The organism is Streptomyces viridiviolaceus (assembly GCF_014650995.1).
GTDB classification, from domain to species: Bacteria; Actinomycetota; Actinomycetes; order Streptomycetales; family Streptomycetaceae; genus Streptomyces; species Streptomyces viridiviolaceus.
This window is the reverse complement of the sequence record NZ_BMWA01000031.1, coordinates 31,438-58,145: the sequence shown is the minus strand read 5'-3', so window position 1 is coordinate 58,145 and position 26,708 is coordinate 31,438. Positions and strand designations below refer to the sequence as shown.

At 75.3% G+C, this 26,708-nt stretch carries 1 protein-coding gene (running past one end of the window); it reads left to right on the top strand.

From position 1 onward, the window contains the following. Positions 1 to 26,708 carry the 3' end of a hypothetical protein gene (locus tag IE260_RS34210; protein ID WP_189879056.1) on the top strand. The gene continues 32,086 nt to the left of window position 1, outside the view, so only the last 26,708 of its 58,794 coding nucleotides appear in the window; its start codon lies beyond the left edge, outside the window; the stop codon is at positions 26,706 to 26,708.

The window sequence follows — 26,708 nt, the reverse complement described above, 5'->3', positions numbered from 1 at the left end:
TCCTGGCCCGCCGCGACGGCGCACGGGTGCGGCTGTCGCCGGACCAGTTCGCGGACCTGGCCGCCCAGCACCGCATCGACGACCGGCCGCTGTGGCTGGTCACCGAGGACGGTGCCCGGTACGGCCTGGACCTGGCCAGGACGGTGGCGGAGCGCACCGGCGTGCCGGTGTGGTCGCACAGCGGCCGGGTCGACCTGGTACCCGACTCCTTCGGCGCCCTGCGCATCCGTACCGTCACGGAGGCGGACGGCAGCCGGCCCGAGGGCCACTGGATGCGGGTCGAGCCCGGTGACACACAGCCCGGCGCCGCCGCACGGGACACCGCCGGGCCGGACCCGTACGTCCGGTCGGTGACCGGCGAGCGCTTCCACTTCCGTACGCTGCTGATGACACCGTTCGCCGAGCCGGGCACCGGCCGCGTCATCGGCCACATGTCGCTGAGTCCCCGTGAGATGGCCCGGGCCGAGTCCGCGTTCCGCGCCCTTCCCGGGACCACCTCCTTCAGCGCGGGCCGGGCCGGGGACACGGACCCGGGCCTCACCGGGACCAACCCCTGGACGGACGGCGCCCCGAGGCACTACCTCGTCGCCCACGGCCCCGAAGGCAGGGCCACCGTCCGCCTGCACACCCGCGACGGCCGCGCGGTGGAGTTCACCGGCGAGGAGACCGGCGCCCTGCTGCGCCGCCACACCGCGTTCCGGGCGTTCTGGAGCGGCGCGGTGCGGCGTGCGGACAGCGCCGTGGTCACCGTCATCTGTTACGCCGGCCGCCCCGGCTCCCTCGTCGAGACGCCCTACATCCAGTCCCTCGCCGACAGCCTGGGGCTCACGGTCACCGGCCCCACCGGCATCGTCGGCATCAGCACCTCCGGCGGGGTGCACATCACACCGTTCCACGGCCGGGCGGGCTGGCTGACCGCGCTGCCCCGACGGACCCGCACCACGTTCCGCGACGGTGAACTGGTCGACGTCCCGGACGAGGAGGCCGCAGCCGCCGCCGGCCCCGAGGGCGAGGAGGACGTGCTGCGGCTGGCCGACACCCCGCCGTCCTCGGAGGCCGGAGAACTGGCCCGCGCCGTCCTGGAGCCGCGTCCCGCAGTGGTGCGCGGCCTGGGTGCCCTGCTCGACCCCGGGCCGGTGGCCGAGGCGGCCCCGGCCACCGGCCCGGCGCCCCAGGAGGAGCGGGAGGCCGAGGGGACCGGGCCCGCCGCCGAGGACCTCCAGCAGGCCCGCGACCGCCGCGACGCGGAGTTGCTCTTCGCGCCGCCCGCCCACGCCACCTCCCCCGGGTTCCGGCACGGCGTGGGCGACGAGACGTTCGCGTTCGCCGACGACCGGCTGCCCGCGGCGGTCCGCGAGGGGATCGGGGCGCTGCTGGAAGAGGCGTCACGGGAGCCCGCCGCACGGGCACTGGCGGAGTACGTCGACACCCTCGGCAGCGCCGAGTTCCTGCGCCAGGCCGTCGCCGACCGCGTCGTGCTGACCCTGGGGCTTCCCGACGGCCGGGCCGCCGTCACCGTACGGCTGCGGCTGGGGGACTGGACCCAGCTCACCGACCCGCGCGGGGCACCCCTCGCCGGCCCGGCCGCCGGGGACGCCGTACGCGTACTCGACCACGGCCGGCGCCCGCTGGACTGGCGGGAGACGGCCTCCTCCCGGCGCACGGTCCGCCACGGCCTCGACGCGGCGATCGCCCTGCCGTTCTCCCAGGTCCTCGCTCTGGTGCCGCCCGTGGCACAGGCCGGCGCCGCGCTGAGGGCCCTGCTCGTCGGGTCCGGCCGGACCTCGGACTCCACGGTCTCCTCCACCGTCGGGACCACCCGGACCGTGCGGCCGTCCGCCGACCGGTCCGTGGTCTTCCGCCACGACGTGGGGATCGACCTCGTGGTCCAGCGCCGCGGCCGGACCGCGCAGCGGTGGCGGACCGTCGTCGAGGACTCCCTGCTGGTCCGCCACCCCCGCGAGGCGCTGCGCGAACTGCCGCGTCCGGAGGGCGTGCAGTACGCCACCTCCGCCCTGCTGCGGGAGCAGGCCGGCGCGGCGGACGGCGGCACCGCCGCCCTGCGCCGCGCCCCGCACGACCCGGCGGCGGTGCGGGAGGAGCGCGCCCCGCGCCCGGCCGTTGTCGGCGAGCCCGTCACGCTGCCCCGCTTCTCGTGGCTGGAGTCGGTCACCGGCGCGGCCGACTACCGCGCAGCGGTGTTCGCCGCGGTCGACCCCTCGCACGACGACCCGTTCTCCCCCGCCTTCGAGCGGCTCGACGCCTTCGCCCGGGTGCGGACGCTGCTGGCCGGTCTGCCGCAGGCCACCGCCGGCGGGTACCGCTCGGTGCCGGTGTCCTCGGTCACCGGACGGCCCGACGCGGTACGGGTGCGGGCCTCCTTCCACAACCCGAGGGTCGTCGCGGACCTCGACGGACCGTCCCGTGCCGACATCGAGGACGTGCATGTCGCCGAGGTGGGCGCACCGTCCACCCAGTGGGACGCCTCCACCACCGGCGTGTCCGACGCCCTGGCGCTCGCGGCGACCGCCGCCGGCCTCCCGCTGCCGCTGCCGTCCCTGGGCTACGTCAGGTCCGTGCACTTCTCCCGCCCCGGGCAGCAGGCCGGCAGCGTCGAACTGCACCGGCTGCGGTTCACGGACGAGCCCACCACCGTGGTCGAGTTCGACGTCAACGTCGAGACCCGCGGCCTCGGCGGACGCGGCGGCCCGGAGACCTGGCTCACCGCCCGGGTGCGCATGCTCGCCACGGACGCGGACCGGCTGGGGGCACGTCCTGAGGGCCCGACGGCCTCCGCGGTGAGCCGTACCGCCACCGACCCGGAGGCCGTGGCGAGGACCGCACCGGGACGCGGACTGCGGCTGCCCGCGGCGTTCCGCGACTGGCTGCCGCCCGCGAGCCGCGTCGGCCACATGGACCGGAGCGACGCCGAGCGGGTACGGGCGCGCACCCTGCGGCTGGTCCACCACCACTTCCCCGGCTTCCTCGCCGTGAGTGACCCGTGGGGGGACGTCCCCGCGCCCCGGACCGAGACCCTTCCCGCGCGGCCCGGCGCCGCACCGGCGGCGCACCAGGTACGCAACCAGCTGGCCCTGGACGAGCTGCTCAGCGAGAGCGGACTGGCCCGGGTCATGCACCGGATGACGGGTCCCGGGCACTCGGTGACGCTGACCCGGACCAGTACGAACGGGACGGAACGGGTCAAGGTCACCCTGCGTGCCACCCTCGACCCCGAGGGCTTCCGCCATGTCCGGTCCCACCGCGGACAGATGGACGTCTACCACGGCACGTACTTCGACCTGACCAGTTCGGCGACCCGGCAGTGGAAGCTCGCCGCGGGCCTCGAACTCCCGCTCGGCGGCTTGCTCACCGGCCCGGGCGAGGCCACGGACGGCGCGGGCGGCCGGTTCGCCCCCGGCGTGAGCTGGAGCGGCTCCCTCACCGAGTCGGGCGGGTTCGTCGCGGGCGGGGCCTCCGGCGGCGGATCGCTATGGCTGTCCGAGTTCGGCGGACCCGTGCACGTCGAGGTCACCGCGGAACGGGTCGGCGACCCGGCCGCCGGCCCGGCCGTCCTGGACCCCGTCCCGGTCCGGACCGCGCTGCTCGTCCCGGAGGACCTGGTCATGGAGGACGACGGCACCGGCCGCCTCGTCCGCACCCTGGCCCTGGAGAGCCGCCCCGACGGGCAGGGCGGTGCCCACCGGACGCCGCGCACCGGAGAGGACGGCCCGGCCCGCACCTGGACCCCCCCGGAGGAACGGCTGCCGCAGGACATCCTGCACCTGGTGCGGACCGACCACCTCACCGCGCACGTCACGGACCTGCTGCGCCGGGCCGGCGTGCCCGCTCTCGACCCGCTGGAGGAAGCGGCGCTGGAAACGGCGGTGGAGGGGCTGGCACCCCGCGTGCGGGACTTCACCGGGGCCGCGTACCCGCTGTGGACCCGCCCCGTCGGCACCAGTTCCCTGGGGCTGCGGCAGTGGGCCGAGGTGTCCGTACGGGCCGTACCCGGGCCGCTCACCGCACTCGGGGAGAGCGAGCACGCCTACCGGTACGACCACACCCTGGGCACCGCCGTGGTCCGGCACACGGAGACCGACGACAGCCTGTCCCTCTACGCGGGTCTCGGCACGTCGCTGACCCTCGGGTCCGACCCGGCCGGCGCGGACCCGCTGGAGGTGAACGTCGCGGACCTCAACCGTGCCGGACCGGAGTTCAGCCGCCCCCGCCACAGCGGGCTGCCGGGGGACCGCGCGGCGAGCGGGCTCAGCGACCGGACCGACGTCACGACCGGGCCGCACGTGTGGGCCGACGCACCCGTCACCTTCCATGTCACCGTGCGCATCCGGGCCGAGCACCGGGTCGGTCTCCTCGGCCGCCTCGGCTCGCGGCGTGCCGCGACGCGGGAGGTCCACGGCGAACCGGTGCGCGCGCCCGGACTGGCGCTGATGCAGCGGGAGGCCGCCGTCACGCGGGGACTCCGGCCGGCCCCGGCGGAGCAGCCGGCCGGCCGGGCCCCGGCAGACCCGCTGCCCATGGCCCCGTCGAACGTGCTGCGCGGTGACGGCTTCGACCAGGCCGCACTGCTCGCCGTACCGGACCTCCGGCCGTTCGTCAGCCGGCTGCTGCCCAGGGTGCGCGAGCTCCTGTCCCGGGAACACGCCGACGCGGTCGAGGCGGAACTGTGGAAAACGGCCGCCCACCAGGGCACCAAGGCCCTGCTGGAGACCATGCTGACGGGGCTGCCCCTCCTCGTGCCCCACCGTGACCAGTTCCGGACGACCACGGCCCGGCTCACCCTCACCGCCAGACTGCTCAACCCCCGGGCACTGGGCCAGGAACCCGGCGGCCACGTCCTGGACGGCCGCAACCTGCGGGCCGTCGAACGCACCGGCGACGCGGACGCCGGCCTCGGGCACATCGAGTATCCGGCGGTGATCGACTCCGACGCGCCGCAGCGAGCCGCCTCGGGGTCCTCCCCCCTCACCGGCCAGACCTCCTCGCCGGGCGGTCAGCTGAGAACCGGCCGGCAGGACAGCACCTCCCTGCGGCACGCGGTACGGCCGTGGACGACCGAGTTCGACGTCGAGGTCACCGCCCGGCTCGATGTGCACTGGGCCCTGAGCGGGGCCTCACCGGCGATCGGCCTGGGACTGCCCCTGGTCGGCCGGCACGACCGGCACCCGCTCGGCACCGAGGTGCTGCCCGGCTCCCTGCGCCTGGGCCACCCCGAGGAAGTGACCCGGCCTCAGCCGGACCCGGCCGGCCCCCGGCCGGCCGCCATGGTGCGGCACGAGGCGCCCGTCGAGTACACGCGCGAGGGACTGCCGCTCACCCCGGACCTGCTGCGGGACGGCTTCGTCGGCACCGTCGGAGACCTGAACGCCCTGCGCGCAGCCGCCGAGGACCTGTTCACCGGGCGCGGACGGCTCACCGGCATGTCACCGGCCGCCAACTCCTGGCAGGGCGGCCCGTTCGTGCTCCAGTCCAAGATCGCGGCGATCTTCAGTCCGCCGCACCTGAGCCGGTGGTTCCTCGACCTCGCCGCGCGGGGCACCCTGCGCGAGCCCGTCACCGTGCCGGGCACCAGCAACGACGCGCGCGGCAGCCTGGAGATCAGCGCGGACGTCCACGGCCTGCGGGAGACCGGGGACCCGCTGCCCGGCACCTTCGCCCAGGAGGCGCAGCGCTCCCTGCGGGGGACCTCGGGCGCCACCGGGTCCGGCGCCCGGGTCGCGGGCACCCGCAGCGCCCTCGCCGCCGTGGACGAGGACGACCGGTCGGGCGGCCGCCGCTTCTCCCGGGTGGAGGCGACGTCCATCACCTGGCACATCGTCCACCGGCCGGTCACCGGCCGGCCGCGCGCGGTCGACGTGACCGTGAGCGACGAGGCGGCCGTCTTCTACGTGCCGACCGACGCGCTGGACGCCTTGCTCGGCCTCGGCACGGACGTCCCCGCCGACCGGTCGCCCTCCGCGCAGGCCAAGGGCAAGGGACGCCAGGACGCTCAGGAGGAGGTGCGGGAGGAAGCGGCAGGCCCGGCCCGGCACACGCCGGAGGAGGCGCTGATCAGGCAGGAGTACGCCGACGCCGTCCTCGAACTCACCCGTGCCGAGGCCGCGTTGGACGCGGCGAACGCCCACCGCAGTACGGGCGCGTCCGCCGCGGCCGTCCGTCGGGCGGAGGCCGCACGCGAACGCCTGGCGAAGGCGCTGGTCGCCGTCGACGCGCTGGGGGAGCTGCCCGTCGTCGAGCCGGTCAGTGACGCGGAGCTGAGGGCGCGTCCCCGGCTGCCGGGCGGTGCCGCGACGGGGACCTGGCCGGCGGCGGAGCCCGCGGCGGCCCGCCCCGGCTCCCCGGCGCCCGCGCCGATGTCCGTGCCGGCGCCGGCGGACACCCGGCGCGACGACGGCCCCGGCGAACCGGTGCCGACGGCCACGGTCGCCGAGACGCTGCCGGACACCGCACCGGATGCCCGTGACGTCCTGACCGGACAACGAGCGACCACGCCCGCACACCGGGACCCCGAACCGGCCGGTGACGACACGGCGCAGGCCGGTCAAGGCACCGCGCAGGCCGCTCAGGACACCGCACCGTCCGGTCACGACACCGCGCAGACCGGTCAGGACCCCGTGCAGGCCGATCCGGCCGAGGCCGAGGCCGTGCCGGAGCACCCCTGGTACGTGGACCACGGGGTGCTCGGCCACGCCTCGGTGACCGGCACCGGCGACTTCGACGCCGCGGCGGCCGGGGACTGGGCACGGCGCGTCGCCGACGGGCTGCCCGCGAGCGAGAGGGTGCTCGCTCCCGAGGTGACGGCCGCGCTGCGTACCCTGCTGGGCACCACGGGACGGCACGCCTGGGAGGAACTGCTCGCGCACGGGGTGACCCTGGCAGCCCGGGGCCGGCTCGTGTGGCTGCGGCCGGTGCTAGTCGACCTGGTGCCGGCGGACCAGCGGCAGGGGGCCGACGGCGTCCGCGAGTACGGGGTGCGCTTCGCCACCACCGCGGGGAGCCGGGAACACGTCCGCGAACAGAACATGGGCGTCGACGCGGCCACGCTGGTCGGCTTCACCACCGCCTCCGCCGTGGCCTCCGCGATGCTGCTCGGCCTGCCGCAGTTGCGTGCCGAGTCCTCCGCCAAGTCGACCGACGTACTGCGCCGCAACGTCATCGCGGGCCGCACCCTGTTCATCGGCGCCAACCGGCCGTTCACCGCCGGCCTGCGCGTGCGGGTCTTCGTCGACGGTGCCGAGCGCACCCCCGACGTCACCGTCCCGCGCGGACTGCGGGTGGAGTTCCCCGCCGAGTACGCCGGTCCCGGCACGCCGCGTCCCGACCTGACGGTGCCCGCCGAGAACCGGCGGGAAGGCACCGTCCGGGACGGAACCGACCGGCCCGTGCTCAACGCCATCGACATGACCCCGGTCGTCGCGGCGCTCCACGGCAGCCTGCGGCGCTCCGGCCTGGACGCCGTGACCGCCGCACGTGTCATGACCCAGGCCCGCGAGCTGCTGAACGAGCGGACCGGCCGCACCCGCAGCCGCTGGTGGCTGACGACCGGGGACACCTCCGGCCGGATCGAGGTGCCGCTGTTCCCCGGCCGGTCGTTCGGGGCCCGGATCACGGTCCGGGCCGAGATCGACAGCCTCCAGTTCGCCGGCGTGACCGAGAACGTCCAGGTCCGTGACGACCTCGGGCGCGGCGTGGCACGGGGCACGGGACGCAGCGGCAGCGGTTCCGCGGGAATCTCCTTCGGCTACAACACCTATGGCTTCTCCATGCCGGTCACCGAAGGTTCGGCGCTGCCGGCGGTGCGGGGGCTGCTCCCGCTGCTCGGCGTCAGCTTCGACCGAGGGGCCGGCAGCGGACTGACCGTCACCTCGCAGAACCTCAACCACACCGTCCTCAACGCCCGCGAGGACCAGGCACGGTACCGGTCCCGCCTGCGCGTCTCCGTGGACGTGCGGACAGAGGGCCGACGCCGCGTCGAGCCGGTGTCCGAGGTGGTCGAGGCGGAGCTGGGCGTGGCCTGGCGGGACGGCCGGGGCGCGGCGGCCTTCGAACAGCGCACGCTCGGCGCGGTCCGTACCCCGGGGCTGCTGCCCGACTCCCCGTCCGTGCGACCGAGCCCGGTGACCACGCATCCGCACGTGATGGCCCTGCTGCGGGAGTCCGGCACCGAGCCCCTGCGGGCCGGCGCGCTGCCCGAGCGGATGGCCCCCGGCCGTGTGCGCACGCCGCACTCCGACGAACCGCCCGCCCTCGCGGCCCGGCGCGGGCAGGGCTTCGCCATGGCCCTGGCCATGCCGGGCTCCCAGCTGGTCCTGGAGCACCTGTTGTGGGCGCTGAGGCAGTACGCCGAGCCCGCCGGGCCCGGCCCCGTGCAGCGGGCGGCGCGGCGGGCCGGACTCGGCGGGCCGGCGGACGCCGAGTGGGCGGCGCTGGAGGCCGAACTCGGCCTGCACTTCGGCAGGCCGGCGCTGGAGGCCGACCTGCCGTCCGTGCTGGCAGGTGTCTCGCACACGGTGACCATGGGCGGCCGGCGCTACCGGCTGACGGCCAAGGCGATCCTGGGCGACCGGCTGGACGGCTCCAGTTACCCGATGCTCGTCAACGCCCGGGCCGCCCGCACCGAGACGGTCACGGGCAAGCAGGGCAGCGAGTGGAGCGTGGCCGCCGGGGGCGGCGGCGGTGTCCTGATCCCCGTCGGCGAGGGCAAGCGGATACGCGTCGGCGGCATCACTCTCCGCGGTGCCTTCGAGCGGTCCCGCGACGAGGACTTCACGGCGGCCCACACCGGCTACCGCCGTACCGAGACCGAGGGCCCGGTCCACGAGCACGTCTACGACACCGTGTACGAACTGTCCGTGCGGCCCGTCGTGCCGCAGCGGGACCGGCCCGCCGAGACCTGGTGGCTGGACCGCCCCGGCGAGCTCCTCACCCAGGTCGTTGTCCCGGAGCAGCACGCCCCCAACGAGAACGGCCCCGAGAAACCCCTGGACGCCGCCGCCGTCGCCGCGACCGGCCGGGTCTCGTTCCGGCGCGACTGGCCCGCCGCGGGCGCACGGCAGGTGGACTTCGCGCACGGCGGCACCGCGGGCATCTACCCGGCCTTCCTCGTCGTACCGGAGCTGACCCGACTGGCGGCGGACGGCTACGCGCGACTGGCCGGGCTCCCGGCGCGGTGGCTGAGCGACCCGGCCAACTGGCCCGAGGAGCTGGGGGAGCTGACCCAGCCGGCGGCACTCGCCGCGCGCCTCGGCGCCCTGACCGGACCCGACGGGTACGAGGCCGTCCTGCCCGCGCGCGACGGCTGGCGCTACTCGGTGCGGCTGCGGCTGCGGGCCTATGCGCCGGTGGACCTCGGGCAGACCCGGGGCGAGACGGAGATCGAGCAGTACGCGCAGGCGGCCGACAAGTACAAGCGGGACGACAGCACGTCCTGGCATCTCGGTCTCTCCCTGAGCGCCGGCCCGCAGATCGGCGTCGGCGCGCTCGCCGGCGGCGGCAGCGGCGACCAGCACGACGGCTCCGCCGTACTCGCGGCGGTTCCGCAGGCCGGCGGGGAGCACCACGACGAGGGGCACCACGACGAGGGGGCCCACGGCGACGTCGTGACCCACCAGTCCGGCGGTCAGGAGCACGGCGGCAGCGGAGCCCGGGTCGTCGCACTGGCCCAGGTCCAGGCGAAGGCCGGCTGGGGAGGCGGCCGGGGGCGTCTGGCGGGTGTGGTGGAGATCAGCCGGGCCACCTACAAGGGCACGCCGCACCTCGTCCGCACCTCACCCGTCTTCGAGGTGACCGTGACGCGGGCCAGGGGCAGCCGTCAGCAGGAGTCCGTCCGGTACCTGCGCGTCGAGCGGGGACTGGACCTGCTCGTCCCCGATCGGCGCATGGCCGACCTGCTGCCACCGGCCGCGGAGGCGGGTGCCCCCGCCTCGGCGCCCCGGACGGCACCGGAGGACCCGGCCGGCGCCGCCGCGGAGCGCCCGCCCGCCGACGGCGCCCAGCGGCAGGCGCCGGCGAGTGACGCGGATGTGACCGGTACCCCGGCGGCCGACCCCGCCGGGCAGCCGGCCCGGGCCGCCGAGGCCGCTGTGCCGCAGGCCCCGGCCGACGGGCAGGCCGTGGCCGAGCGGGCGGCCGACGGCGGTCCGGCCCGCGCGCACCTGCTCGGCCGGCCGCTGCCGGGTGCCGTGCATCCCGAAGTGCTCCGGGCGGACGACGTCCTGAGGGAGATCACGACCAGGCTGGAGAGCCAGGGCGTCCTGGGCCGGCGCGGTGCGGCACGCGACCAACTGGTGCGGGCACTGCGCTCCACGTTCTCCTCGGACGCCCTGCAGTCCCAGTACACGGCTCTCACCGGCACCGGTGTGGCCCGCTGGTTCCCGGTCGACGGCCCGTTCGGGTCCACGCGGTACGTGTGGGTCAGGGTGACGGCCGAGGTCGCCGAGCCGCACTCCCACCGGTCCCGGCCGGAGATCAAGTTCACCCTGCGCTCGGAGGGCATCACCGAGGACGTCACCGGCCACGAGCGCTCCCTCGCCGCCGACGCGGGGGTGGGTGTCCGCACACGGTTCGGCAACCACGACGCCCACGCCGGGTTCGAGGCGGAGGCCGTCATGGCGATGAGCAGCGCGCGTGAGCACGAGGCCGCCCGCCAGGTGCTGGACATCGCCCGTGCCAACACCAACAACACCGACCGCGGCGAGGAGTTCGAGCACCGGCTCGCCGTCCGCATCGAACTGCGCACGGCCACCAGGCCCCCCATGGCGCTGGCGGCCCCCGTGGACGCCGTACGCCAGTCGGCCCGGTGGGTGGCGGGCCTGGTACGGGGCGAGGCCCCCCAGCCGGTGCCCCCGGCCCGCACGGGCGTGTGGTACGACGACGGTCTCGGGGAGGGCCGCACGGTCCCCGCCGAGGTGCGACTGCTCGTACCGAGCCACCTGACGGTCCCCGCCGACCGGCCGGTGCCGCCGGTGGTGGTGCCGGACGCGGCCGCCGTGACGCCTCGTTGGGCGGCCCCGGCCCGGTCCGTGCCGCAGCTTCCCGCGGCGCTGACCGACTTCCTCCACCCGTGGGACGTGCCCGCCGCCCGGGTCGTTCAGCGGTGGGCGAAGGCGGCGGCGTACCAGCCCGTGCGCGAGCCTGACCTCACGCGCGAGCGCGCCTGGGAGGTGCCGGGTCTGGACCCGCTCGACATGGCCGGCATGCGCTACGACCACCACACCTCGACGCCGATGCTGCGGGCCAACGTGGCGCGTCTGCTGGAGCACCGCTACGAGGTGCCGGTCGGCGACCGCACCGTCACCGTCGGGTTCGAACTGACCGCGGCGCGGGTCGTGGGGCCGGCGGAGGGTGTCGCGTTCAAGGCCCGCCGCTACCAGCAGGACCACTTCAGCCCCAAGAGCGAGGAGAGCAGGTCCCGCGGCGCCGTGGTCTCGGTGGGTCCGGAGGCCGGTGGCATGGCCGACGGGCACCGCCTGTACGAGCGGGCGACGGTGGACGTGTACGCCCGGAGCACCGAGGACAAGCAGGGCTTCGAGGCGGGCGAGACCCGTGAGACCAACCGCGAGGCGACTCGCCCGTACCGCCACTACAAGTTCGACGTCACGGTCGTGGTCCGGCCGGTCAAGGGCGCCCGCCGGGAGCTGCGCATCCCGGTCCCGGGCGGCCTCTACGCCATGCTGCCCCTCTCCGGGGTCCACCTCGCCGGCGGGCTGGAGCAGGCCCTGCCGCACCTCTTCCCCGACCTGTCCGAACCGCAGACGGCCCCGGAGCCCTCGGCCGCCCCCGGGCCGGAGAGCACCACACCGGAGTCCGCCGCGTCACAGTCCGCCGCGCAGTCCGTGCCGGAGACCGCGGCGGCCACCGAGCCCGCCACGGCCGCCCCGCGGACCGGGACGGCACCGGCGGCCGACACGGCACCGGCCGTGCATCACGACTGGGTGCACCCCGCCGACCGCCGCTTCGTGGTGGAGAGCGACCCCGGCGAGACGCTGTGGCACTACTCGGCGAGCCGCCCGGAGGACGTGTTCAGGGAGGGCTTCCGCGCGAACGACACCGCCCTGATGCGGGTGCTGGACTGGGCCGACGACGCTCCGCCCAGGTCCCCCTTCACCTTCACGAGCCGGACCCCCGAACTGCGCCACCTGCGGCAGCGGTACCGCTATGAGATCGTCGCGTCCCGCAACCCCGACCCGACGGGCGTTGACGTCAACGCCACCGCGGCGAGGATGAGCCGGCAGGCCGATCTGCCGCACGAGGAGGCGGTCGCGTTCACGATCGGCATCGCCCCGCGGGCGGTCGTCCGGGTGTACGACTACGAGACCCGTCGGACGGGCCGCTGGAACGCGCAGACCCAGCAGGTGGAGTGGGCCCCGGGTGAGGTCGCCGGCGAGCCGGTCGGCCGTGGGGAGGTGCGCACCGACCGATGGCTGCCGTACGGCGCCCCGCGGGGCTGGGAGCCGCGGCCCACCGAGGCGTTCGTCTTCGTCCCGGACGCGGACGGCGGCCGTCCCCTGGTGCGCCGGCCCGTCGCGTCGGGCGAGCGGACGGACGTCGGTTACGCCTGGGTCCTGACCGACCGGGGCGCACGCGCGGGGGAGGCGCTGCAACTCACCAGACGGCTGCACCTGGTGCCGGACGGGGTGACGGAGGCCGAGCTGGACCACCTGCGCCACACCGTGACCGAGGCGGTGCACGACGTCGTGAACGCGCCGGGCCACCGCCTGCCCGCCCAGCAGCCGGACCGGGTGCCGGGCCGCGCGGCGCAAGGGCCGATGCTGAGCGTGCGTGTGGAGTTCACCGACGACGCCGCCTCCGCCCACCAGGTCGTCACCGTGCGGGCCGGCCGGCCAAGGGGCGAGGCCATGACCCAGAACGTGTGGTACGCCTCCGCCCACCCGGCGGCGTTCGTGCACGAGGTGCTCCACGGCCTCGGTGTGCGCGACGACTACGCCGACCTGCGGGTGCTGCTGACCCCGGGCGGTCGCGTGGAGCAGCGGCTGCCGCAGGGCCGGTCGAGCCTCATGGGCACGGTCGGCAACGCGCCCCTGCCCGACTTCCGGGTGACGGAGGACCACCTGCGGCAGATCGCCGAGGTCTGGGCGCCCTACGCTCACCTGGGAGCAGGACCCGCGGCAGCCCCGCCGGCCTGGCCGGCGCAGGCGGACACGGCGCCCGCGGCACGCCGGGCGCCGGACGAGGCGGACGCCGCTCGCGGCGGGGCGACGCCCGCGGCCCGGCAGGACGGGCCCGCGCGCGTGCCGCGCGGCGCGCCGGGCTCCGCGCTCGTCGTCCGCGTGTCCGACCGGCACGGGAACCACGCGGGATGGTGGGATGACGGGGCGCGCCGGACCGTGCCGCTCCCGCCGGCGCAGCGGCAGGACCCGACGGGGACCGACGGCACCGCGTCCGCCGCCGCGGTCCCGGTGGAGGAACTCCTGGAGGGGGTCCGCACCGCGTGGTTCGGCGACCGCCCCCTGGCCCTGTGGCTGTCCGCGGAGCGGCCGGCGGACCTGGGCCTGGACGAGGCGGCCCTGGACCGGCTGCCGGACCTGGTGCCGCCCGACTCCGTGCTCGTCTTCGGCGCGTCCGGTCCGGACGGCGGGCTGACGGTGAACGGCCGCACGGTGGCGACGGAGGCACTGGCCGGTCTGCTGGCGGCGGCCGCTCCGGGACGCGTGCCCGTCCTCACCATGCCCGGCGGCGACCGGATCGCCCACGCCCTCGCCTCGCTCACGCGTTCACCCGCGATCGCCGGCCCGCACGGGGTGGATCTCGGCCCCGGCGCCGGCACCCTCACCGGACCGGCGGTGGACGGAGCCGGCCCCCAGCGGTTGCGGGTGTTCGACGGCGAGCACGAGGACGGCGTACCGGTGACCGCCGCCGGCGGCACCGTCGCCCTGGTGCCCGGGACGGACGAGACCGGGAGCACGCAGGACGCGCCGGCCGCGGCAGCCTCCTCCGGCCCCGTGACCGCCCCCGAGGAAGGGACCGGCCGCCGGCCCTCGCAGGACGGGCAGGAGGCCGCCGCACCGAATCCGGACGACACCGGGCTCGGACGGCCCGTGGACGTGGACCCCGCCGCGCGCACCATCGGCATCCCGCGGGCCGGCCTGCCGCACCTGCCGGCGGTCATCCGGACGCTCCGGGCGATGGCCGCGGAGGCCGGGGCAGCCGTGCCCGAGCAGGTGTGGAACCTGCTCCCGCACCGGCTGCTGAGCAACTACCGCTATCTGGTGGCGGGCGGCGACGACGCCGCGGACGACGGTCTGCTCGTCCCCCTGGGTGAGGCGGAGGCCCTGATCACGCTGGACCCCCGCGACCCCCGGCACCTGCGCGCACCGGCCCCTTCGTACGACCGGCCCTCCACGCTGCCCACCATCCAGGAGGAACCGGAGAACAGCGGCGCGGACGCCGCCCCGGTCACCGGACCCCGCTCCCTCGTGCCCGAACGCACACCGGGCCGGGACCGGTTCCGTGCCAACGAGGGCATCAACTCCTCCTACCTCACCGGCGCCTTCGTCCGCACCCACGCCGGATCGACGAGCGCGACCCGCGGTGGCATCTCCCTGTCCTTCGGTATCGGCCTCACTCCGGGCGTTCCCCAGGTCGCCCGGGTCGGCGTGGGCGTCTCCGGCACGGCCAACGCCTCCTCACGCTCGACGAGCTGGGTAGGTGACGCGGAGGGCGGGCATGTGGAGACCGCCAAGTCGGATTCAGTCATGCTCGCCTACCAGGCCGACTGGTCGGTGCGGCTGCGCACCGACGCGCTCCGCGCCTGGGACACGATCGAGCCCGTCCGGGTCGTCGCCCCGGACGACCGCAGGCTGCTGCTGTACGTCCCGGAGTACTACCTCGGCAAGGCCCCCGAACAACAGGTCACCGCCACCGGGACCCAGGGCCTGGAACGGAGGGTCCCCGCCGTCTACTACGCGTCCGGACTCACCGGCCTGCCCACGCTCTTCGACCGGATCGTCGCGGCGGCCCGGCAGCAGAACCTCGACCTGCCGGTCGGCAGTGTCCAGCGCGAGGAACTGCTGCAGAAACTGTGGAACCTGGAGAGCCACCTCGACGCGGCCACGGGCGGCGGCAAGGGGTACGCGTTCACCCTCCACAGCCGTTACGGCAAGCCGATCGCCACCGTCCACCTGCACACCGAGCGCACCTCGCGGGGCGTGCGGGTCGGCACCACCACCGACAAGGCCCCCATCGAGAACGTCAGGACCGCGATCGACGGGACCAGCGGAGGCCACACGCTCGGTCAGTCCCACACGCTCACCTTCCCCACGGCCGAGATCAATCTGCTGCCCGTTCCGGCCCGCGCGGAACTGGGCGTCGGCGTCAGCGCCTCCCTCGGGATGACCTGGTCCACCTCGGACGGCATCAGCGCCGGCCGCACCGGCCTGTGGGTGGTCGTGCCCCGGGACACCGGCCTCAGCTCCGCCTACCGGCTGGAGCTGACGCACAGCGCGGACGTGGCGGTGCGCGGCGCCGGTTCGGTCCGGACGCCGGAGGTCCACGGCCAGGCCCTGCTGCGGACGCCGGAGCCGGAGGCGTTCCGCTACGGCTTCCCGGTGGACCCGGAGGCCCTGGTGGAGACCGGGCGGACCACCGAGGAGACCGGCGAGGCCCGGCGGACGGTGAGCACAGGGCCGGTGGCGAGCGTCGCTCAGGGGGAGGCCGGGCTGACCGTCCCCTACCGGCCCGGCCTCGTCCGCGGCACGGAACCGCGCCGGGACGACAGCGAGCACGTGAACGTCCCCCCGCACGTCGCCGAGGGCCGCGGCATCGGCACCGGACTGGTCGAGTTCGACGACGAGACGGTCCAGGAACTGCGCGACCTCCTGGGGCAGGAGCTGCGCCGGCTCGGCTTCCTGCCCGCCGACGCGTCGGCACCGCTGGCCCGTGCCCGCTGGTGGCGGCACGGCAACCGGGTCAACAGCCTCCTGCAGAACGAGGAACTGTTCGACAAGTACATCTCCCGGCGCGGCCTGGAGTCCCACTTCGACCAGCTCCACCAGACCGGTGTCGTCCTGACCCTGGTCCGGCCGCAGGGCCTGCTCGGCGTGGACATCGACCTGGACGCCGTACGGATCACCGTCCGGGCCCGGCCCACCCCCGGGCAGGCACCCGAGTTCCTCGGCCCGACCCGGACCAAGGCGGTCGTCAACCTGGCGATGGGCATGGAGACCGGCGGCCAGTCCACCGGCGGCAGCCGACAGATCGCGCTCAGCCTGCGGGCCAAGGCCCTGTTCAACCAGCTCAAGGGCGCCGTGATCGGGTTCGACGTCAAGCGCACGGTCGGCGCCACGGAGACCGTCTCGTTCCTCAACAACCGGCCCGAGTTGCTGGAGTACAACGGCGTCGTCCACAAGCACGCGCTGCCCGTCGACCTCACCGTCACCCTGGAGCTGGAACACAGCGGGCTGCAGGGCCGGGTGCGGCGCGGAGCCCGGAACCCCCAGCCGCTCAGGCTCCCGGGCCGGCGCGTCCTCGCCTACCTGCCGCCGCTGGGCAGCGCCGAGCGGACCGCTGCCCGACCGCAGGGCCCGACCCCGGCCTCGGTGCTGGACCGCGCGGTCGTCTACCACGTCGACGCCACCGGCCTGCGGGACGCCGCCGTCGCGGTACTGGGCGACCTGACCGGCCCGCAGGGCCACGCGGACCAGGAACTCACGTCGTTCACCAGCACCATCCAGGTCCGCAGCCACTTCAAGGAGATGGCCTACGGGCGCTACTCCAACGACCAGTTCTTCGACCCCGGCCTGCGGGACACCAACGCGGCGGTCGACATCCGCGCCGTGCTGGGACCGTCCGCGTTCGCGGGCTTCCTCGACGACTTCGTGCTCGGTGACATCAGTCTGTGGATGAGCCAGACCAACGGCACCGACAGCTCCTCCAATGGCGTCTCCTGGGCGCAGGCCGGTGTCACCGTGGGCGGCTCGGCGGGGGTCGCCTCGGTCAGCGGTGAGGTGGGCGCCACCCGCGGCTGGCAGTGGAACCGCTCGTCAAGCCAGGGACGTACCGGGGCGGAGGAGATGATCCGGCTCGCGTTCGGCCGGGGCTACGTCTTCCGTGCCGAGACCAGGTTCGAGGTCCGCAGCCGCCTGGAGAAGACGGCCAAGCTGCTGCCGAACAGCTACCGGTCCCACCGCCAGGACGTCACCGGCCGCACCGTCATGTACGTGCTCGCCGAGGCCGACGCGCTGGAGAAGTACGCCGCGGGCGATGTCCCCCTGCCGGACGAGCGGCTCGTGGACGTCATGAACCGCTGGCACTCCGGGGAACTGCGGCTCAGCGGCAATGCCGTGGCCGGCGTACTCTCGCGCTGGTCGCTGGAGACACCGGAGCCCGGGCAGCGGCCCCGCACGGAGGCCGCCGAGCAGGCCGCCGACCACCTGGCCCGGCTGTCGCTGAGCCGGTCCGCACTGGCGGACGTCCTGGTCAAACTGCACGACAACGGTGCCCTGCCGGTGCTCGACGAGAAGACCCGGACGGCGTTCGCGGCACGGTTCGGGGTCCGCCTGTCGGACCCGGCGGGCGCGTTCCCCGACGTATCCCTCCCCGAGTACCTGACCCGGCGGGACGGCGCGGGCAACACGCTTGGCCACAGCGCGGTGCACGCGGTGTCCTACGACGGCGGACGCTCGACGTACGACATCGTGCGCGAGCAGGTGGATGCGGTCGCCCCCGGTCTGCTGGCGGCCCAGCCCGAGCTGTGGACCGGTGGCGGACGCAGGATCGGCCGCCTGCAGAGCGGCGTCAACATCCTGCAGTCGCTGCTGGCCGAGGGCCGCGACACCGCCATGTGGGAGGACCTGCTCTCCCCGAACGGACACAGGTTCTACCTGGTCAACCCGATGGGCTGGTTGCTGAGCGATGTCGTGGAGATCACGCTGCGCGCCACCCTGGACACCACTCCCGAGGCTCACGACTTCAAGCCCTACACCGGCCTGGAGAAGTACGGACACGGCTACGCGAGCACCAGCACCAGCACCTCTCGGGACGTCGGCCAGAGCTTCACCGCGGGCAAGCTGGGCGCCGGTGGGGCGAACGCCTCCGGCAACGCGGGCGTCGGCGTCGGGCAGGGTGCCCACCGGGGCGTCACCCGGGCCGAGACGGCGACCGCGGAGCAGACGACGTACGCCTACAACGGCACCTACCTGTTCAGGACGCAGGGACGGCTGAGCGTGTCGGCCCAGGCGTACCACACCGACGGTCAGGCGCTGAACAACTGGCTGGGCGGGCTGTACCGCCGCTGGGCCGGTGTCCCCGCGACCTCCAGCAGCGCCACCGTCGCCCATACGCTCACCCTCCAGGTGCCGCGCGGCCTCGCCGAACTGAGCCCGCAGTACGGACCGCAGGGCCCCCGCGACCTGCGGCCGCTGCCCGAGCTGCCCGGTGACGCCTATGTCGCCGGCACGCTGCTGGACGACGCCCTGCCCGTCGCGCTCAGGCTGATGAGGGCCCTCTTCCGTCCCACGGCGGACGGCACCCGGACCCGTACCAGCCCCACCGTCCCCCAGTTGATGAGCCGCGGCCACATGGCCAACCAGCTGCTTCCCGCCGCGGCGGGCCGACGGCTGCTGCTCGCCGAGACCGTGTTCGTGCCGGGCCGCTCCTCCAGGCGGGCCCGTCTCTTCCTGACCGGTGACCTCTACGACCTGGAGGTCATCGGCCCGGTCCACGGCACCGGCACCGGCCGCTACATCAAGCACCAGAGCGGCACCACCGTCAACGCCTCCAACGACCGCTGGCGCCCGAACGCCAACGCGGGGCTGTCCGGCTCCGGAGTGATGAACCAGCACAACCCGGCGCAGACCCCCGACGGCCGGAGCCATCCGCCGAACACCGCGTCGGGCAGCGCCTCGGCGTCGTGGAACACCAGCAGCAACGTGGCCGGCGCGGCCGCCGAGAACTACCGGCGTGAGCAGCACATCAAGCAGCTCGGGCCGGTGCACCTGGTGCGGCTGCGCGCCCGCTACCGGCTGGAGGCCGAGCGGCACAACCACCATCTGCTGCGCTCCGCCACCCGCGAGGGCTCCGTCGTGCGCAGCGACCCCTTCACCGGTGACGTGTACGTCGAGATGTTCGAGGCGGAGGTCGAGGAGCTGCGCGCGCGGCTGGAGCAGACGGTCCCGCCGGCCCTGGAGGCGACCGCCTGGGCGAAACTGGACCAGGCGCGGACGCTCGACCTCGTCGCCCTCCTGGAGACGGCGGCCGAGGTGCCGGACGTCACCCCCTCCCGCCTGTACCAGTGGGTGGTCCGTCAGGCACGGGCCCAGCACGCGGCCCACCCGCAGGCGCTGGTGCTCCGCATCGACCGGACGGACCTGGCCGCCCGCGCGCGCCGGGCGACCCTGCGCTGGGCGGTCGAGACCCTGCGCGCCGACCTCCAGAAGGCGTGGGCGGCGGGCGTGCACGTCGTGACGCCCGAGAGCCTGGGCCGGTACGAGGGCCTGCTCGACGGGCGTCAGGAGCCGCCGCGTGCGGAAGGAGCCGAGGACACGGTCTGGAGCATCGTCGCCGACGTCGACCGGTTCCGCCGGCAGGCCACCCCCGGTACCGAGCCGGTGCCCCCCGCGGGCGTGCCGCGGCTCGCCGCCCTCGCCGAGCAGTCCATGGACCATATGATCCGCGCCGTCGCGCACGACCTGGACATCCCGGTGCGCCTCGACACGGTCGACGAGGACGGCCGCACCGTCACCCGCTGGGCGGAACCCTCCGGCCGGGTCCACGCCTTCGACCCGCGCGACCCCGACGCCCCGGGCGTGGGCGACCTGACCTCGGAACAGGCATGGTCCGCGGGGCTGCTCACCGACACCGCACGCACCGCCGCCGACAAGTCGGGCCTCGACGCCGCCGAGCTGGGGGCCCTGTACCGGACCTCCTGGCACCGGGGACGTTCCCTGGACGTCGCAGTCGACGCCGCGGTCTCGGACCGCCTGGCGGATCTCGGCTTCGACATCGGGCGGAGAGTGGCGCTGCGCCAGGCGTGGGACGCGGCGGAACGGCTCGGGGAACGGACCACCGACGACAGCGTGCGCGACGCCCGGCTGGCCCTGACCACGCTGCAGCATCCGGCCGACGGCGGCGACCCCGCCCCGGCGGGGCAGACGCCGGGCCGGATGGTGCGGGAGGCCGAGGCCGCGCTGATCTCGCTGCTCAGAGAGGCCGGGGACGGCGCCGCCGTCCCCACGGACACGGATACCACCCGGCCCGGCTCACCCGCCCGCACCGACACGGCCGCTCCCGCTCGCACCGGTACGGACGCCCCCGCTCGTGTCGGTACGGACGCCCCCGCTCGCGTCGGTACGCCGGCCGACACGGCCGCCCCCGCCGACGTGGTCGCGTCTTCCCGCGCCGTTACGCCCGCCGACACCGACGCGCCCGCCCGCGCCGACGTCCATGCGGTGAACGACGCCGTCACCGACGCCCCGGCGCCCACCGCGCACGCGGTGGCCGCCGAGGCCACCGCTCCCGCCCAGGCCCCCGCCATCACGGCCGCGGACGCCCCTGGAGCCTCCTACGGAGCTCCGCCCGTGGTGGATGTCTCGCCGGACGCGTCGGCCGGTCCCGCCGCCGACCTCTACACCCCGCCGCCCGCCGGGCCGGCCGCCGAGGTCGCCGCCGCGATAGTCGTCACCGCGCCCGGTGCCGTGCCGGACCGGCCCGTCGCGGCCCGCAACGAACTCCTGCGGCAGCTCACCCGGGTGCTCCACGACCCCGTCGTAGCCGAGAACGTCCGGTCCTCCGGCGTCCGTGTCCTGCTCGTACCGCGCGGCACGCCCGTGACCGAGGTGCCCGGCTTCGAGAACCTGCGGGACCTGCGCACCCACGACACCGACGCGCGCCCGCGTCCGGTCGCCGCGGCCCGTGGCCTGACCGACGTCGCCGCGGGCATCGTGGTCGTCGCGGAGGAGAACCTGCTGGGCGAGGACCCCGGTGTCACCGGAGCGGCGGCCCACCCGGACGGCTACTCCAGCGTCCTGCACGAACTCGCCCACATGGTCTACTTCTTCGGACTGGGCGACGCCGACCGCGCGAGCGTGCAGGCCGCCTACGAGGCCCGTCTCGCCCTCGGACCGGACGCCGAATGGGCCGACGGGCCCCGCCGGGACACCGCGGGTCGTGCGGTCGACAACTACGCGTCCACCGGCGCCGAGGAGTACTTCGCGCAGACCAGCAACGCCCACCTGGGGGCCAACCACGGCCACGACCCGTACACCGGCAGGCCCCGCAACAACGGCGCGAGCTGGGTCCGGGAGAACGACGCCGCGCTCGCCCCGCTGCTGGACCGCCTGTACGGGCCCGAGCCCGACGCGGCCGCGCCGGGCAACCCCGTGGTCGCGACGCGGACCGGGGACGACGCACTCGCCGCGGCCCGTGACCTGGACCGGCTCAACCCGCAGGCGGACGAAGCCGTCCGCCCGGCACTCGGCAGGTCCGTCACCTCCTTCGGCACCGAACGCGACGGCGCCCAGGGCCTGGTCCACGTCGCCGCCGTTCCCGAGGAGACCGTCGACTGGCTCCGTGAGCAGGTCTTCCAGCACGTCGAGGACGGCAGGGGAGCCGACCCGGACTTCCGGCAGGCGGTCCGCACCACGCTGACCTCGGCCTACCTCAGCAGTGAGTGGGCGCGGCTGTTCAGCGAGGCCGGCCTGCCCCTGCGGGCCCCTTACCGGGGCGACACCTACCAGGTCAGCCTGCGGTTCGGGCTGTCCGAGCCACGCCGCGCTCCGGCGGGCATCGAGGAGATGCCGGACGGCCCGCCGGTCAACATCCAGCGCTGGATGTTCGGCATCAGCGAGGCGGGCAACACCGACTCGGCCGGCGACCTCCGCTCGGCCACCCTCGGCCACGCCCACACCGTGCCGTTCGCGCACACCGGGTGGTTCCGCCGGCTGACGGTCACCCCGCAGCTCACGTACACCCACAACCAGAGCACCACCTCGGTCAGCGTCGGCGCGACGGTGCAGCCGATGGTCCTGCTGCGCAGCCGGGAACGCTCGTGGCCTGTCGAGTACACCCTGCACGCCCAGGTGCGGACCACCGTCTCGCTCACCCGGGCGCTCACCGAGGGCCCGGCCCCGAACCAGTGGCACACGCCCGCCGAACCCGCACCGGCCCCCCTGACGGTGTGGTTCCCCAAGCACCTGATCGACGAGGAGCCCGCCCCGGAGACCCAGGACGCCACCGGCCCGCAGCACACCCCGGCGCCCATGCGCACCCTGCTCGACCAGGTGCCGCTGTTCGCCACGGAGACCGTGCCGCACGCCGACCGCCTCCTCGCCGACGTGCTGCGGTCCTTCGAGCACGACCTCGCCGGCCTGTCCGAGTCCTCCCTCGACCAGTTGCGCGGCTTCCTCGACGAGGGCGCCGTACGCGGCAACCTCCCCTTGATGTACGGCGGTCACCACAGCTCACCGACCCTGTATGCCGAGGACGGCAGGGTCATCGGCATGCTGCGGCTGCACGCGGAGGTGGCCCAGCGCACCGGCGACGAGGCGCTCGCCGGGCCGACGACCATCAACTCGGTGCTGGAGTCACACGTCCTGCGTTCGGTGCGCCTGACCAGCACGGCCGCGGTCACCAACGCGGTCGGCGTCGGCCTCTCCGTCAGCGGCGGCTTCGCGCTGGGGAGCCGGGAGCAGGCCGGCGGGACCGAACCTGCCGGCCTCACACTGACCGGCCAGGCCGCCGTCCAGCAGCAGGTCACCCACGCCCTGACCGGCGGCGGAAGTGCCCGCACCTCCCGCTCGCTGCGCACCGCCAAACCGCTGCTGCGGGTGCACGCCGACGCGGTCTACGAGGTCACCCTGGTCCGCCCCGACGGGCAGGAGCAGACCCCGGCCGAGGGCTCCCCGCTGGCCCGCGGCACCCGCTATCCACTGATCCTGCGAGTACCGTCCGCGGCGACCGTGTCCGGGACCCCGAGCACCACACGGCACCTGCCCCCGGAGGTCCTGCACCTGCGAGACCTCGGCGTCTCCACCACCCCGCTCGCCGTCGACGGCACCGGCCCGCTCTTCGACGCGCTCGAGACGTGGCTCGCCGACCACGGATTCCTGCCACCACGCCGGGGACGCGCCGACACCTGGTACCACGGGCCGGTCAGCGGGGCCACCCACCTGCAACGGCTGAACAACCAGCGCAAGCTGGACCAGCTCCGCTCGGCCATGGGACTGCGCGCCGGTCTCGACGAGATGACGAACGGCGGCCACCCCGTCTGGTTCGAGCTGCCGACCGTCACCGGAGTCCGGCGCGTCTCCTTCCGGATCGCCGCCGAGCGCCGCTACCCGCAGGACCAGGAGCAGGGCGGCGTCACCCACGACCTGCACCTGTCCGACGTGCAGACGCTCAACTACTCCGGCTCCACGCTGGTCGGCGACGAGCAGGTGACGCGGGTGCCGCTCGCGCTGAGCGGCACCGTGCAGGCGTCGCTCACCAACCCGTTCGACGGCCACGGCAACCTGTGGCTGCAGGGCCTCACCCCCGAGTACACCTACAGTCGGCAGTCCTCGCGCGTCACCGGTTCCAGCGCGGGCAGCGGGCATGAGTTCTACGCGCTCAGCCCCACCGCCGACGGCGTGCAGGTGTTCACCCTCCCCGTCACCTACCGCGCCACCATGTCCGCCAGTCACGACACGGCCATGGAGCCGGTCGAGGCTCAGGGCCGGGTCGCCCTGGCCGTGCCCACCTACCGCACCCTGGACACCCCCGCGGAGCGGGTTCCCGCCGCCGCGGCCCGGCCGCGGCCGGAGGCCGAGGACGACGCGGCCCGTTTCGCCGAGGCGGTACGGCTGCCGGAGACCGCCTGGGTGGACCGGGCCGGCGGCAGCCGGGCTCTGCGCGACGCGGTGAACGAGATGCTCGCGGCCCACCGCCCGGACCACGCCGAGGCGGACGAGGCCGCTCCGGCGGCCCGTGCCGGGGACGCGGAGGACGGCGTGGAACTGCGCACCATGCCCGGAGCGTGGCCCGCACCGGTACCGGAGGCGACCGCGGAGGAGGGCGCCGGTCCGGTGCCGTACCCGCGCTGGGCGGCGGACACCCTGGCGAGTCTCCGGCGGGCCGTCAGGGCGGCCGTGGACCGAGCCGGCGCCGCGGTGAGCCGGGTGGGCGAACTGGCCGTCGGCGGACGCGTGGAAGCGCCCGAGGGGGTGGCGCAGGAGGTCGTGGAGGCCGGACTGTCTCCGCACCACCTGGTCGCCAACGCCTACCGGCTGTTCAACGACAGCTATGTCATCGAGGGCGCGGGCACCTCCGGCGTCCTGCTGGGCACCGACATCACCGTCGAGGTCGAGGGGCACCTGACCGGCGTACGGGCCCTGCCCCGGCCCGGGGTGCTGGACTACGAGCGGTGGATCCAGTCCGTGGACGCCGCGGCCGACACCCGCGGCACCACCCGTGCGCACGCGGCCGGTGTCACGGTGGCCGCCGACTACGGCAGCCCCGCACGGCCGTTCGCCCCGGCGGGCCACTACGCGCGCCGCCGCGGTGTCACCGACAGCACCACGACGCACGACACGTCCGCCGTCTTCCGGGTCACCAGCGAGAACGACGTACCGGCGCACCGTTTCGCGGCCACCGCCGTCTACAAGGTCACCGTGCGCGGCGGATGGCGCAACGTCGTGGCCGGGACGGTGGCCGGCGGCCCGCGGTTCGAGGACACCCGCGTGGTGGAGGTGCCGGACGGCGTCGAGTTCCTGCTGTCCGACAACGACCTCGTCAACCACCCCGAGTTCCTGCTCGACGGGACGGCCGAGCCGCCTGCGGCGGCGCCCGCGGACCGCGCGCTGCCCGCCTGGTTCACGGGCAGCGGCGGCCGGATCGGCTTCGGTTCCGTGGTCGAAATGCTCCCGGCCCGCCCCGAGGACGGCCGGTCGGCCTTCCAGCGCACCGTCCACCGACTGGTGGAACAGATCGCTCCCGGCTCGACCGTCCCTGGCACCGCCACGTACCGGCACGTCATGTCACGCGTCAACGAGCACACGACCTCCCTGGGCCTGCGCACCCTCGTCAACGCCGGGCCGGACGGGCACACCGCCTTCCACTTCGTCCACAACTCGTGGCTCGGGCCGATGTTGGTGGAGGTCGCTCTGCGGGCGCGGCCGGCCGGGCCGCTGGACGCCGTCCGCGGCCGGCGCGCCGCCGGCAACCCCGGGCTGGACAACGTGCTCGGACACACCAGCGGCGACGGCACCTCGCTGCCTGTGCCGGGCAGCACGCGGCAGACCCGTGCCACCACGATCACCGACACGCTCGACTTCTCGCCGCTGGTCCAGCGCAACGGCCACCGCTTCCGTCCCACCGTGACGGCGTCGAGGCAGTCGGGCACCGCCGACGCGGCGCTGTCGACGAGGGAGCGCAGGGCCTGGCAGCGCAGCATGCTGGACGTCACGGAGTTCCATGTCGACTACCGCATCGAGGCGACCGTCTCGGCCGTCCCGGTCAGCGCGCTGCCCGGCGGGGCCTCGCTGCGAGCGGTGCTCGACGGCCTGACCGGCCTGACCGACGGCCTGGTACGGCGTCTGCCCGAGGCAGCGCGTGTCCCGCTGGAGGGGCTCACCGGTCTGCTGCCCCGGGCGGTGCAGCAGGTCTCCGACGCGATCAACGTCCGTGCCGTGCTGCGGTTCAACGGCTCCGAGACCCCCGCCGGACCGGAGACGCCGCGGCCCCTGGTCGAGCCGGCCCTCCTCACCGCGGACCCCTCCCAGCCCCCGGAGGAACGGCCCGGCGAGACCGTCATCGACATGGAGGTGCCCGCCGCACTGCGCGACGCGCTGGCCGGCCCGGCGTGGCTGCCGCGGCGACCGTTCACGGTCTACGACATGGCCGCCCTGCCGCAGTTGGCGCAGGCACTGCGCGCGGTCGACCCGTCGCTGGACGAGCCCGGCCGGCTGCCGACCTCCACCTCGGCGGAAGGCATACTCGTCCGCCTGACCCAACTGGCCCGCACCGGGCGTGTCACGCTGCTGCGCCCTGCCGCGTCCGCCGCGTTCCTGGGCGGACCGGGCGCGGAAGGTACCACGGTCCGCCTGTCGCTCCACGCGCCGCGCGTGGAGGCGGAGAGCCTCGACACCGCCATCGACCGGGTGGAGATCGCCACCGACGGTGCCGTCTCCCAGGGTGACCTGTCGGCCACCGAGGGCTTGGGCTTCGGGTTCAGCGCTCCGCTGGACGGCGCCGCCACGGACCGCCTGGGTCCGACCGTCCCGGTGGCCGGGCAGCGTACGTCCGCCGGTCTCACCCACACCCAGAGCGCCCCGCGCCGCGAGATGCTCCGCTTCGGCACGCCGATGGCGGGTGCGTCGCGCGGGGCGCCGGGACACCGGATCAGGGCGGTCGGCGTTCTGCGGGTCAGTGGTCCGGCGGGCACCAGGTGGGTGGTGGGCGACATCGTGCTGCGGACCACGGAGGCCCCGCCGGGCGGTCCCGCCACCCCGGCGGCGGACACGGCCGCCACGATCGTGGCCCGGCTCACGCCCCTGCCCGCCGACGGCGACCGGGGCGAAGAGGCCTTCCGGGCGCAGACGACGCGCCGGCACTCCACCGTGCCCCGGATCGGGACGCGCAGCCGCAGCCTGAGCCCGGGCACGAGCCGCCCGCTGCCCCGGAACCGCAGCCTGTCCGTTCCGACGCCGGTCGACCCGTCGACGCCGCGGGACACCGGACAGCCGGAAGACGTGCGCTGA